The 12,421-nt window shown below is 68.5% G+C and carries 13 protein-coding genes; 7 read left to right on the top strand and 6 right to left on the bottom strand.

Annotated features, from left to right (window positions below; genetic code table 11):
- The first annotated feature begins 29 nt into the window (after positions 1-29).
- On the top strand, positions 30-278 hold the full coding sequence (locus tag ABZX92_RS02210; RefSeq protein ID WP_355552684.1) for a hypothetical protein: 249 nt from the start codon (positions 30-32) through the stop codon (positions 276-278).
- Between the two features lie 60 nt (positions 279-338).
- On the opposite strand, the gene ABZX92_RS02215 is transcribed toward ABZX92_RS02210, so the two are convergent.
- The 3 genes from ABZX92_RS02215 to ABZX92_RS02225 all read right to left on the bottom strand — a co-directional run bounded on the left by ABZX92_RS02215 (position 339) and on the right by ABZX92_RS02225 (position 4,124).
- The gene (locus ABZX92_RS02215; RefSeq protein ID WP_355552687.1) at positions 339-1,484 is read right to left on the bottom strand and encodes a cystathionine gamma-synthase; all 1,146 of its coding nucleotides are present in this window, start codon (positions 1,482-1,484) and stop codon (positions 339-341) included.
- Between the two features lie 104 nt (positions 1,485-1,588).
- Positions 1,589-2,665, bottom strand: coding sequence for an RDD family protein (locus tag ABZX92_RS02220; protein ID WP_355552690.1), 1,077 nt, complete (start codon positions 2,663-2,665; stop codon positions 1,589-1,591).
- A gap of 88 nt (positions 2,666-2,753) precedes the next feature.
- Positions 2,754-4,124, bottom strand: a complete 1,371-nt coding sequence (locus ABZX92_RS02225; RefSeq protein WP_355552693.1) for a cystathionine beta-synthase — start codon at positions 4,122-4,124, stop codon at positions 2,754-2,756.
- A gap of 118 nt (positions 4,125-4,242) precedes the next feature.
- Between ABZX92_RS02225 and ABZX92_RS02230 the strand changes: the two genes are divergently transcribed.
- The 3 genes from ABZX92_RS02230 to ABZX92_RS02240 all read left to right on the top strand — a co-directional run bounded on the left by ABZX92_RS02230 (position 4,243) and on the right by ABZX92_RS02240 (position 6,827).
- The gene (locus ABZX92_RS02230) at positions 4,243-5,115 is read left to right on the top strand and encodes an SGNH/GDSL hydrolase family protein (protein ID WP_355552696.1); all 873 of its coding nucleotides are present in this window, start codon (positions 4,243-4,245) and stop codon (positions 5,113-5,115) included.
- 91 nt (positions 5,116-5,206) lie between these two features.
- On the top strand, positions 5,207-6,427 hold the full coding sequence (locus ABZX92_RS02235) for an acetyl-CoA C-acetyltransferase (RefSeq protein WP_355552699.1): 1,221 nt from the start codon (positions 5,207-5,209) through the stop codon (positions 6,425-6,427).
- 190 nt (positions 6,428-6,617) lie between these two features.
- Complete coding sequence (locus tag ABZX92_RS02240) at positions 6,618-6,827, top strand: hypothetical protein (protein WP_355552702.1); 210 nt, start codon at positions 6,618-6,620, stop codon at positions 6,825-6,827.
- On the opposite strand, the gene ABZX92_RS02245 is transcribed toward ABZX92_RS02240, so the two are convergent.
- The gene (locus ABZX92_RS02245) at positions 6,824-7,150 is read right to left on the bottom strand and encodes a hypothetical protein (protein WP_355552704.1); all 327 of its coding nucleotides are present in this window, start codon (positions 7,148-7,150) and stop codon (positions 6,824-6,826) included. The genes ABZX92_RS02240 and ABZX92_RS02245 overlap by 4 nt on opposite strands.
- A gap of 68 nt (positions 7,151-7,218) precedes the next feature.
- Positions 7,219-8,025: a Bax inhibitor-1/YccA family protein gene (locus tag ABZX92_RS02250; protein ID WP_355552707.1), complete on the bottom strand. Its 807-nt coding sequence runs from the start codon at positions 8,023-8,025 to the stop codon at positions 7,219-7,221.
- Between the two features lie 317 nt (positions 8,026-8,342).
- Here ABZX92_RS02250 and ABZX92_RS02255 point away from each other — a divergent pair, with 317 nt between their 5' ends.
- Genes ABZX92_RS02255 through ABZX92_RS02265 form a run of 3 tightly spaced genes read left to right on the top strand, consistent with a single transcriptional unit; the run spans position 8,343 to position 11,626 of the window.
- A complete protein-coding gene (locus ABZX92_RS02255) occupies positions 8,343-9,731 on the top strand; it encodes a hypothetical protein (RefSeq protein ID WP_355552710.1) in 1,389 nt (462 codons plus the stop codon).
- A complete protein-coding gene (locus ABZX92_RS02260) occupies positions 9,716-10,420 on the top strand; it encodes a class F sortase (RefSeq protein WP_355552713.1) in 705 nt (234 codons plus the stop codon). The genes ABZX92_RS02255 and ABZX92_RS02260 overlap by 16 nt, the downstream gene beginning before the upstream one ends.
- Positions 10,421-10,477: 57 nt before the next feature.
- On the top strand, positions 10,478-11,626 hold the full coding sequence (locus ABZX92_RS02265; protein ID WP_355552716.1) for a polysaccharide deacetylase: 1,149 nt from the start codon (positions 10,478-10,480) through the stop codon (positions 11,624-11,626).
- Here the strand turns inward: ABZX92_RS02265 and ABZX92_RS02270 are convergent.
- Positions 11,623-12,399, bottom strand: coding sequence for a hypothetical protein (locus ABZX92_RS02270; RefSeq protein WP_355552719.1), 777 nt, complete (start codon positions 12,397-12,399; stop codon positions 11,623-11,625). The genes ABZX92_RS02265 and ABZX92_RS02270 overlap by 4 nt on opposite strands.
- Between the last annotated feature and the right edge of the window lie 22 nt (positions 12,400-12,421).

Genomic DNA, 12,421 nt, shown 5'->3' on the forward strand with positions numbered 1-12,421 from the left:
ACGGGGGATACACATCGTGGGGAGGTGGCATGGCACTCGTACGACGCGTGGCCGCGGTGATTCCGCTGGTCGGAGCCGTGACCACGGCTGCGGCACTGACCGGAGCGGCGTTCCTGACCGTGGCGCACGCCGGCTGCGACGAGGCCGGCCGCTTCGTCCGCACGGGCGAGTCGATCGAGTTCGTCGGCGGTTGTGTCAACGGCGCCGACCTCCCGTCGGCGCCGACGGCTGACAACGCCGAGAACGTGGACAGGTTCGGCGGCTCCAAGAAGCCGTAGAAAAAGTCACGCGGGGGCCCCACATTTCCTTCAGGGAAACGTGGGGCCCCCGCGTGCATCTCAGCCCAGGGCTTCGAGCAGGTCGGCCACCAGGTCGTCGCCGGACTCGATGCCCACCGAGACGCGGACCAGGTCCGACGGGACTTCCAGCATCGAACCGGCCGTCGAGGCGTGCGTCATCTTGCCGGGGTGCTCGATCAACGACTCGACGCCACCCAGCGACTCGGCGAGCGTGAACAGCTTGGTCCGCGCGCACACCTCCAGAGCCGCCTCTTCGCCGCCGTCGACGAGGAACGACACCATGCCGCCGAACCGGCGCATCTGCTTGGCCGCCACCGCGTGGTTCGGGTGCGACTCCAGGCCGGGGTACAGCACCTTCTTCACCTTCGGGTGCCGCAGCAGAGCGTCGGCCACCAGCTCGGCGTTGTCCGAGTGCTTCTCCATCCGCAGCTCAAGAGTCTTGAGGCCGCGCAACGTCAGGTAGGCGTCGAACGGCCCGGGCACCGCGCCGGCACCGTTCTGCAGGAACCCGAACGCCGCGTCGATCTCCTCATCAGAAGTGATCAGCGCACCGCCGACGACATCGGAGTGCCCACCGACGTACTTGGTGGTCGAGTGCAGCACGACGTCCGCACCCAGCTCCAGCGGCGTCTGCAGCGCCGGCGAGGCGAACGTGTTGTCCACGACGAACTTGGCGCCCGCGGCGTGCGCCACCTCGGCGATGGCGGCGATGTCGCCGATGTTCAGCAGCGGGTTCGTCGGCGTCTCGATCCACACCAGCTTCGTCTCAGGACGCACTGCCGCGCGAATCGCGTCGACGTCCGAGACCGGGGCCGGCGAGTGGGTGACGCCCCACTGCGAGAAGACCTTGTCGATCAGCCGGAACGTGCCGCCGTACGCGTCGTTCGGGATGACGATGTGGTCGCCGGGCTTGAGGAACGTGCGCAGCGCCGCGTCGGTCGCACCCATGCCGGAGGAGAACGCGCGGCCGTAGCGGCCCCGTTCCAGCGACGCGAGGGCGGTTTCCAGCGCGCGGCGGGTCGGGTTGCCGGTGCGCGAGTACTCGAAGCCCTCCCGCAGACCGCCCACGCCGTCCTGCGCGTAGGTCGACGTCGCGTAGATGGGCACGTTCACCGCACCCGTCGTCGGGTCCGGGTCCTGGCCGGCGTGGATCGCCCTGGTCGCGAAGCCGTAAGGGGTGCTCATCACCCAAGGGTACTCACCCGTCTGGCGGTCGACGGCATTAGTCCAACCAGTGAAAAGAGCCCCCGGCCATGGAGGCCGGGGGCTCTTCTGGACTGCTTGAGGGCCTACCAGCCCTGCTGCTGACCGCCGTAACCCTGCTGCGGCGGCTGGCCGTAGCCACCCGGCTGCTGCTGCGGGTAACCACCGGTGCCCGGCTGCTGCGGGTAGCCACCGGTACCGGGCTGCTGCGGGTAACCGCCACCGCCGTAGGGCGAAGCGGTCTCCGGGGCGTTGATCACGATGGACTTCATGATCTTGTCGGCCCAGGTCTGCTTCTTGGGCTCCCACAACGGGGCGAAGAAGCCCGCGTAGCACGGCAGGCCGTCGACGATGTGGCACAGCTGGCGCACGAACGTCGTACCGCCGCCGAGCGGCTGCATGGTCTCCTCGGAGACCAGCTTGATCTTCGCGACCTTCTTGCCGATCGACTGGCCCGTCTGGCCCTGCTTGATCACCGTGTTCCAGATGATGAAGCCGAGGTTCGCGAGCCACACGATGACACCGAGGAAGAGCAGGCCGGGAGCGTCAGCGCTGACCGCGATCCCCAAGATGATGTAGTACAGGATGATCGTCACGACGGTCGGAGCCGCGATGTCGATCAGGTAGCCGACGAAGCGCGAGCCCCACTCGGCGTAGCCCGTGGGAGGCGGCGGCGCCATCGCGGGCATGCCGTAGCCGGGCTGGCCGTAAGGCTGCTGCGGCTGGCCGTACGGGTTCGACTGCGGTGCACCGTACGGCTGCTGCGGCTGACCGTAGGCCGGCTGCTGCGGCTGGCCGTACGGGTTCGACTGCGGAGCGCCGTACGGCTGCTGCTGCGGAGCCCCGTAGGGCTGCTGCTGCGGTGCGCCGTACGCGGGCGGCTGCTGGGCGGGGAACCCGCCGGAGCCGGGTCCCTGCGCCGGGAAGCCACCCGAACCGGGAGCTGCCGACGGCACCTGCCCGGGGCTGACGACCTGGGTGGCGTCCGCGTTCTGCTGCGGTGCTGCGGGAACCTGACCAGGCGAGACGACCTGCGTCGCGTCCGGGTTCGGGTTCGCCGCGGAGGGCGAGCCACCTCCCGGGACGATCTGCGTGGCGTCCGCGTTGGGCTCCTGCTGCGGCTGACCGCCGTACTGGTTTCCTGGCGGCTGCGGAGCGTTCATCCGGTTTCCAACCCCCTTGGCTGGGCCGTGTGTGGTTACAGACTGATGATCTGGGGCGTCACGCTATCGGACGCACCGGGCTCCACGCTCAGCGACCAGCCAAGAACCCCAGAATGTCCTGCCGAGTTACGACTCCGGCAGGCTTGCCGTCCTCCAGGACGAGGGCCGCGTCCGCGTTCGAGAGCGCGTTCATGGCGATGCCGACGGGCTCACCCGCGCCGAGCGTGGGCAGCGGCGGCGACATGTGCTTGTCCAGGCGGTCCGACAGCTGGGCCTTGCCGGTGAACAGGGCGTCGAGCAGGTCGCGCTCGTTGACCGCGCCCGCGACCTCGGCGGCCATGATGGGCGGTTCGGCGTTGACGACCGGCATCTGCGAGACGCCGAACTCGCGCAGGATCGCGACCGCGTCACCCACGGTCTCGTTCGGGTGCGCGTGCACGAGGTCGGGGAGCATGCCGCCCTTGCGCCGCAGCACGTCGCCGACGGTCGCGCCGGTCGAGTCCGGCGGGAGGAAGCCGTAGGACGCCATCCAGCGGTCGTTGAAGACCTTGGACAGGTAGCCGCGGCCGCCGTCCGGGAGGATCACGACCACGACGGCGTCTGCCGGCAGGTCCTTCGCGATGCGCAACGCCGCCGCGGCCGCCATGCCGCAGGAGCCGCCGACCAGCAGGCCCTCCTCGCGGGCGAGGCGGCGGGTGATGTCGAACGAGTCCGCGTCCGAGACCTCGACGATCTGGTCGCAGATGGTCTTGTCGTACGCCTCCGGCCAGAAGTCCTCGCCGACGCCCTCGACCAGGTACGGACGGCCGGTGCCGCCGGAGTAGACGGAGCCTTCCGGGTCCGCGCCGATGACCTGCACGGCGCCGTCCGAGACCTCCTTGAGGTAACGGCCGGTGCCGGAGATCGTGCCGCCGGTGCCGACGCCCGCGACGAAGTGCGTGATCTTGCCCGCCGTCTGGCGCCAGATCTCGGGGCCGGTCTGGTGGTAGTGGCTCGCCGGGTTCTCGGGGTTCGAGTACTGGTTCGGCTTCCAGGCTCCGGGGATCTCCCGCACGAGCCGGTCCGACACGTTGTAGTAGGAGTCCGGGTGCTCCGGCGCGACGGCGGTCGGGCACACCACGACCTCGGCGCCGTAGGCCTTCAGGACGTTGCGCTTGTCCTCGCTGACCTTGTCCGGGCAGACGAAGACGCACTTGTAGCCCTTGCGCTGGGCGACCAGCGCGAGCCCGACTCCGGTGTTGCCCGAGGTCGGCTCGACGATCGTGCCGCCGGGCTGCAGCTCACCGGACTTCTCCGCCGCTTCGACCATGCGCAGCGCGATGCGGTCCTTCACGCTGCCGCCGGGGTTCAGGTACTCGACCTTCGCCAGCACGGTGGCCTTGATCCCCGTGGTCAGGGAGTTGAGCTTCACCAGCGGCGTGTTGCCCACCAGGTCGACGACGTGCTCGACGTACTCCACCGGTATCTACTCCCCACTCCCACTCTCCGAGATAGCGAAACGAAGCCTAGCTCTAGTGGCTGCGGAGGTTAATTCGAACAGCGGTACCGACGATTCATCTGGAAAGGGGGTGTTGCGGATGATCGGACTGAGGACGCTGCGAGCGGTGGCGATGACCGCCGCGACGCTCGGCGGACTGTCGGGGGCGCTGGTCGGGTTGCTGACCGAGCAGGGCAGACGGGCCCGGCTGGCCATCGGGGTGCTGGAGCACCTGTGGCCCGCGCCGGACGGCGTCTACCGCGACGACGGCCGCGACCCGCTGCGGCTGGCACTGCTCGGCGACTCGATGGCGGTGGGCGTGGGTGTGACACATCCCTCGCAGATGCCGGGCGTGCTGCTGGCCCAGGCACTGGCCGAGGAAGCCGAACGGCCGGTGCGGCTCTCCACCTACGCCATCAGCGGTTCGACGACGCGGGACCTGGTGCCGCAGGTCGACGCGGCCGTGCTGGGCTCCCCGCAGGTGGCGTTGATCATCATCGGCGCGAACGACGTGACGTCGCGGCTGGGCGTGCGCGAATCCTCGTTGCTGCTGGCCGAACAGGTGCGCAAGCTGCGCGCCATCGGTTGTGGCGTGGTCGTCGGCACGTGTCCCGATCTGGGGACCGTGCGGCCGATTCCGCAGCCGTTGCGGTTCGTCGGGCGGCAGTACAGCCTGCGGCTCGCGGCGGCGCAGACCGCCGAGGTGCGCCGGGCCGGTGGCGTGCCGGTGTCGTTGTCGAACCTGTTGTCGCCGGAGTTCATGGCGCGGCACCTCGACATGTTCAGCTCCGACCGCTTTCATCCCAGCGCGGTCGGCTACGAGGCCGCGGCCGGCGTGCTGCTGGCGCCGTTGTGCCAGGTGGCGGGGCTGTGGCCGGGCTGGGCTCCGGCTGCTTTGCCGGTGCGGTCGGCCGCGGCTCTGGCGCTGCGGCAGTCGAGGGTCCCGGCGTGGCTGCAAAGACGGCACGCGTGAGTTCCGGAATTCTCGTCACGTGCGCTGGCCGGGGTGAGCGGGCGTTAACTAGGCTCGACGGCGACCTTGACTCTCAACGAGGAGTTTCGTGATGCCTGAGGCCGTGATCGTCTCCGCTGCCCGCTCCCCCATCGGTCGTGCGGGCAAGGGTTCGCTGAAGGACGTCCGCCCGGACGACCTCGCCGCGCAGATGATCAAGGCGGCGCTCGACAAGGTGCCGCAGCTCGACCCCGCGCAGATCGACGACCTGATGCTCGGCTGCGGCCTGCCCGGTGGTGAGCAGGGCTTCAACATGGCGCGTGTGGTCGCCGTGCTGCTCGGCCACGACTCGCTGCCCGGCACGACCGTCACGCGGTACTGCGCCTCGTCACTGCAGACCACGCGCATGGCCCTGCACGCCATCAAGGCGGGCGAGGGCGACGTGTTCATCTCGGCCGGTGTCGAGACGGTGTCGCGGTTCGCCAAGGGCAGCTCCGACTCGTGGCCGGACACGCACAACCCGGTTTTCGGTGACGCCGAGGCGCGCACGGCCTCGGTCGCCGCATCGGGCGCTTCGTCGTGGGAGGACCCGCGCGTCTCGGGCGTCGTGCCGGACATCTACATCCCGATGGGCCAGACCGCCGAGAACCTGGCCCTGCTGAAGGGCGTCTCGCGGCAGGAGATGGACGAGTTCGGCGTCCGCTCGCAGAACTTGGCCGAGAAGGCGATCGCGGACGGCTTCTGGGCGCGCGAGATCACGCCCGTGACGCTGCCGGACGGCACTGTCGTGTCAGCTGACGACGGCCCGCGCGCCGGTGTCACCTACGAGGCCGTTTCGCAGCTGAAGCCCGTGTTCCGCCCCGACGGCCGCATCAACGCCGGCAACTGCTGCGCCCTGAACGACGGCGCCGCCGCTCTCGTGATCATGTCGGACACCAAGGCGCGCGAGCTCGGCCTCACGCCGCTGGCCCGGATCGTTTCCACCGGCGTCTCCGGCCTGTCGCCGGAGATCATGGGCCTCGGCCCGGTCGAGGCTTCCAAGCGCGCACTGGCTCTCGCCGGTCTGTCGGTCTCGGACATCGACCTCGTGGAGATCAACGAGGCGTTCGCGGCCCAGGTCATTCCGTCGTACCAGGACCTCGGAATCGATTTGGACCGTTTGAACGTGAATGGTGGCGCTATTGCCGTCGGCCACCCGTTCGGCATGACGGGCGCGCGGATCACCACGACCTTGATCAATTCCCTGCAGTTCCACGACAAGCAGTTCGGTCTCGAGACCATGTGCGTCGGCGGTGGCCAGGGCATGGCAATGGTGATCGAGCGCCTCAGCTGATCTGGGCTTTCCTGGGATCTCCCCATAGTTTTGTGCTCAAGATCTGCAATTTGACGCTTGCAAGTGGCTCCGCTTCACCCGAACGGAGCTACTTGCCTGCCACCTTTCTGCCGATGAGATGAATCGTCGCGCAACGGCGTCATCAGGCGAGGGGGAGTCCGTCCCTACCGATGAGTAAGGAGGGTCGGACATGCCGTACGTGTGGTGGCAAAGCGAATACGACCTGCAATGCCATGCTTTCTCTCTCGATCAAGCCGATGGGCCTCGCAGCTTTTACGAGGCCGTCTGCGAGCACTCGGTGCCCGATGAACGGGTGTCGCGCGCGCAGGCAGGCGCTCTGTGCACGAACTGCCTGATCAAGGTGGGCACGGAGATGCCGGACGTGCGCTGGCGGGCCTAGTCCTCACCGTTCGCCCGATCTCGGTAGAGCGCGGTGCGTGCTTCCTTCGTGTCGAGCACCACCAGCCCGTGCACCGCGTACCCGCGCAGGTCGTCATCGACCAGGTGCTGTACCAGAAGCGGCAACGCTTTCGAGTCGCGCGCTGCCGCGATCAGTTCGAACAACCACGCCCTGAGCCCGCGGTCCTGCTCCTCGCGAAAAGCCTCGATCAGCTCGTCCAGGTGTTCGGCGGCGTGCGGCTCCAGCACGCCAAAGCCGTCTTCCTGCATTTGAGGGTCGCGGTGGCGCATCATCCGCATCGCCTCTTCGAACCGCTTGGTCATTCCATTCCCCCGGAAACGACGAAGGGCGCCCCGCCGAAGCGAAGCGCCCTCCTGACGTGGCCCTCGGATCAGTCCGAGTTGAAGTACGACAGCAGGCGCAGGATCTCGGTGTACAGCCACACCAGGGTGACCGTGAGACCGAACGCGATCTGCCACGCGTACTTGGCGGGCACGCCGGCCCGGATCGCCTGGTCCGCCGCGTCGAAGTCGATCAGGAAGCTGAACGCCGCGAGACCGATGCAGACGAGGCTGAAGATGATCGCGAGCGTGCCACCGTTGCGCAGGCCGAGGCCGCCGACGGTGAAGAAGCTCATGATCAGGTTGAACAGCATCAGGACGGCGACGCCGATGATCGCGCCGGTGATCCACTTGGTGAACTTCGGCGTGACGCGGATCGCGCCCGTCTTGTAGACCACGAGCATGCCGGCGAAGACGCCGAGCGTGCCGATGATGGCCTGGCCGATCACCACGACGCCCTGGCCCGGGACCAGGGTCCAGCGGTCGATCAGCTTGCCGATGATGCCGCTGAACGCGCCGAGGAAGACGCCCTCGACGGCCGCGTAGGCGATGACGAGCGGCGGGCTCGGGACGCGCTTGAACGAGATGATCAGGCCGAGCACCAGACCGATGATCGCGGCCGGGAAGAGCAGATTCGACCACTGCATGAGGTAGGTGACGACCGCCGTGACGGCCACCACGGCGAGCGTGATGCCCGTCTTGGTGACGACGTCGTCGATCGTCATCGGCCGCTCGCTGGTCAGCGGTGGCGGGGCCTGCTGGTAGCCAGCCTGGTCTGGCTGGCCGAAGCCTGCGTAGCCTCCGTACCCGCCGCCGGTCGGCAGGTTACGGAAAGCCGGGTTGCTGCTCGAGCGCACCTGGTCCTCCTGGGGCGTTGCTTTACGCCGTCACGGGTACAACGAGCACGCTCGGTGCCCGGTTCCCGTCGGTAAAGACGACTTTACCCCCGACGACGATCACACGTGCGCAAATACTGCGCTAACTCCGGAGCGTAGTGAGACAACGGCGTGTCGCGGCGTGTCACTCCCGAAGTGCGTAAGCCGCGTCACATTTCAATCACGTTCACACCCAGAGTGACGACACACTTCCCCCTCGTGGCGGCTTGTCCCCGGTGTGGGGTACCGACAGGCTCGCACGCGGAATTACCACAGGTCAGAGGGGACCAAGATCCAAAATGGGCTGGAAACGTCTCGCCGGCGTGGCGGTGGTCTCGGGGCTCGTGCTCCTGACCACGACCGCGACGGCGACAGCAGTCGGCGTCAAGGGCATCGGTCACAACGCGTCAGAGCGCCAGTCCCACGCCGTGCCGGGCAGCGAGTGGCACGGCTCATACATCTACCAGGACAAGCAGGTGTGGTGCGTGCAGTACGCACTGCCCGCGCCGGACAGCAGCGTCCCCTACAAGGAGGGTGACTCGCTGCGGACGAAGGCGGGCAAGGAGCTTGCGCCCGACATCGCGGCGAACATCTCCTACCTGCTGCTGCGCTACTCCACGACCAAGTCGCCGGACGAGGCCGCCGCGCTCGCGCACCTGCTGCACACCTGGACCTCCCCGGTCGACGGCCCAGTGCGGCTCGACACCGACGACCAGAAGTTCCTCGCCTACGACAGCGCCTTCTACGCCTCGAAGCTGCCGGCGTCGGTCATGGACACCGTCGCGCGCCTCAAGGCCGACGCCGAAGCGAACCGCGGCCCGTGGGCGCTCAGCGCCACCGCGCCCAAGGAACCGCTGATCATCGGCACCGAGTCGAGCTGGACCGTGTCGCTGGTCAAGGCCAACGGCCAGGGCGTCCCGAAGGCCCCGATCAACTTCACGCTCGTCGACGCCACGCTGGTCGACGGCAGCGTCGGCGGCAAGGTCGAGACCGGCGCCGACGGCGGGCCGGCCACCATCAAGATCGTCCCCACCGGCCCGAAGCCCTCGGTCGCGGCCGTGGCGGACTCCCCCGCCGACAAGCCGGTCGTGCACCAGCCGATCCCGACGGACAACATGCAGCGCATGGTCACCACCGGCGGCGAGAAGAAGCTGAACGCGAACGCCACCGGCCAGGCCAAGACCGCTCCGGGCGCCGTGAAGATCACGAAGATCGACTCGGAGACCAAGAAGGCCATCGCCGGTGTCGCGCTGAAGGTCACGGGCAAGGACCAGACGTCGCCTGCCAAGAAGCAGGACGACAGCGACCTGGTCGGCACCGACGGCAAGCCGATCGTGCTGCAGACCGGCGCCGACGGCACGGTCGAGGTGCCCGGCCTGCGCACCCCGCAGGAGATCTGCCTCGTCGAGGTGGCCGCTCCCAAGGGGTACGAGGAGTTCTTCGACCCGAAGGCGCCGCCCGCCTCGTGCGGAACGGTCGCGGCAGGACAGACGCTCGCGCTCGAACTGGTGAACAAGCCGAACAAGCCGGTGGTGCCGAGCACGATCCCGGCCGGTCAGGACGGCAACACGCCGGTCGCGACCGCGTCGTTCGACACCCAGCTGCGTCCGGGTCTCATGCTCGCGGTGGGCGGTCTGGTGCTGCTCGGTGCCGCACTGGCAGGCTTCCTGGTGTGGCGCAGGCAGTGAGTCCGAGGGCTTTTCTGACCGGCGTGCTGGTGGCGGGAATCGCCGCCACCAGCGTGCTGGTCACCACGTCCGAGACCGAGGTCCTCAAGGGACGCGCGCTCGCGGACGAGGTTCCCGTGGTCGGCGCCGGCCCGGTCGCGGACAGCCTGAGCACCGGCCGCGGCGCCGACCTCACCGGACTGATCGGCGGCGCGAACACGGCCAACGCCAAGCCAGCCGACCCGACCCAGCAACAGCCCGCGCCACCGAAAGCGGGTCCGGGCTCGGTCAAGCTCCCCGCGGGCGGCACGGCCACGCTGGTCCGCCGCGAGGTCAAGGACGGCGTGCTACCCGTGCCGGACGGCATCGGCGAGGCGACCTGGTGGGGCACCGAGCTGGCGGGTGCCGAGGGCGCGACCGTGCTGGCCGGGCACGTCGACTGGAAGGGCGCCAAGGGGCCCTTCGCCGAGCTGTGGCAGGCGCAGAACGGCCGCGAGATCGTGATCGCGGACAGTGCCGGGAAGCAGTTCACGTTCCGGATCACCCAGATCGAGACTGTCCGGAAGGACGAGCTTCCCGCGCGCGCCGTCGAGTTCTTCGGCCCGCGCGGCCCGCACCGGTTGGTGCTGGTCACCTGTGGTGGCACCTGGATCGGCGGGCAGCAGGGTTACGAGGCGAACCGAGTGGTGATCGCCGAACCCGTTGGGTGATGAAGCAACCCCTTCGGGTGACCATCCGTCTCCTTTAGTGTGAAACGGTGGGGATGGTTGACCACGGGCGTGGCACTCGCGCTGGCCCTCGTGCTGGTGATGACCCTGGGTCCGCACAAGGACCAGGAGAGCCAGGCGGACTCCGGCCCCTTGCCGATGGCGCCGCGACTGCCCGCCCCCAAAGACGTCGGCCCGACGCCGACGGTGCCCGCTCCCACCGCCGCCCAGCTGCAGAAGCAGCCGTGGATGCACAAGCTCGCGCCCGGTGAGAAGCCGCCGCAGTTCGTGCTGTTCTCGTTCGACGGCGCGGTGTCCAAGCAGCACTGGGACAAGGTCCTGCCGATCGCGAAGCAGAAGAACGCGCACGTGACGGGTCTGCTGTCCGGCGTGTACATGCTGGCGGACCAGGACGCGAACCAGTACCAGCCGCCGGCCGGGCTCAAGCGCGGCGCGAACGACATCTCGTTCGGCGGCAGCAGGCAGGACATCACCGCCCGCATCGGCTACCTCAACCAGGTGCTCGACGACGGGCACGAGATCGGCACGCACTACAACGGCCACTTCTGCTCCGGCGGCACGCAGCCGTCGGTCGACAAGTGGAACACCGCGGCGTGGAACCAGGAGCTCGACCAGTTCAAGCAGATCGTGGACCAGGCGCGCGCCGCCGGGTTCAAGCTGCCGGCCGACGCCGTCCGGGGTGGACGGACGCCGTGCCTGGAAGGCGTGTGGGACCAGGCTTTCCCGGCGATGGCCGCGCACGGGCTGGTCTACGACACCAGCAAGGTCGCGCTGGGCGTGCAGTGGCCGTCCGTCCAAAACGGAGTCTACGAGTTCCCGATGCCCGAGGTGAGGGTTCCCGCGCTGGGCAAGCAGGTCGTCATGATGGACTTCAACCTCTGGTACTCGCTCAACGGCGCCCAGGAGCAGCCGGAGCGCGCACCCGAGTTCACCCAGATCGTCTTCGACACCTACAAGTCGGTGCACCAGGCGGCGTTGAACGGCAACCGCGCGCCGCTCGTGATCGGCAACCACTTCAACGAGTGGAACGGATCGGCGTTCTCCAGCGCGATGGAGCAGTTCCTCGGGTACGTGTGCGACAAGCCGGAGACGGTGTGCGCCACCTACACCGAGGTGATCCAGTGGATGCAGCTGCAGGATCCCGCGGTCCTGGACCAGCTCCGCAGGATGCCCGCCGCGCGCAACTAGCGGAACCGCGCGAAGCGGTCGCGCAGGATGCCGGGCTCACCGAGCCGGACAGCCGTCTTCAACATGGAGATCGGGACGTCGGCGTGACCGTCCGGATGGTTCTGGTCCACGTAGGGACGGTTGGCGTAGGCATCGCCGGTGACCGCGTAGCCGAGCTCGTCCACGTGGTACTTCCACCGCGCACCGCGGTGGCGGACGGCGACCTCGCCGAGATACCAGACCGCGCCTTCCACGAACTCGTCCGACGACAGACCGTTCGACCCGACCAGCTTCTCCAACGCTTCCAACGACTCCGGCGTGAAGTCCCACGGCCCGGGGTGGTCGACCGTCCACTGTGGAAATGCCTCGGCGCGGGCAGCCAGCCAGGACACCAGCCACGGGTGCTGGGGATGAGCGGAGTCGTCGATCCAGTCGACCGCGGGAGTGTGCTCCTTCACCGGTGACCACCCGGGGTCGCGGTCCCGGAACGCCGCGACCGTCCGGGTGATCTCGTCGTGCGCTTCGACCGACCTCGCGACCAGGTCCAGCACCGCCAACGGCGGCAGCTCCAGAGCCGGGTCGAAGTGGACGACCGGACCGGCATCGGTCATCTCCCAACGACCACCGGCCACTCGCATCAACGCCTCGCCGAGGTAGCCGGCGGCCGCGAGCGCGAGGTGCGGTTGCTCGGCGACCATCACTTCCAGGCGGGCCAACGAGTTCTGGGAGAAGTCGAGTGGAATTCCCAGTCCGGCAAGCCTCGGTTGCATCTCCTCGCGCCACGCGCTGGTCATCAGGTCATCCCTTGTTCTGGGG

This window comes from Lentzea sp. NPDC006480 (assembly GCF_040611995.1).
GTDB lineage: Bacteria > Actinomycetota > Actinomycetes > Mycobacteriales > Pseudonocardiaceae > Lentzea.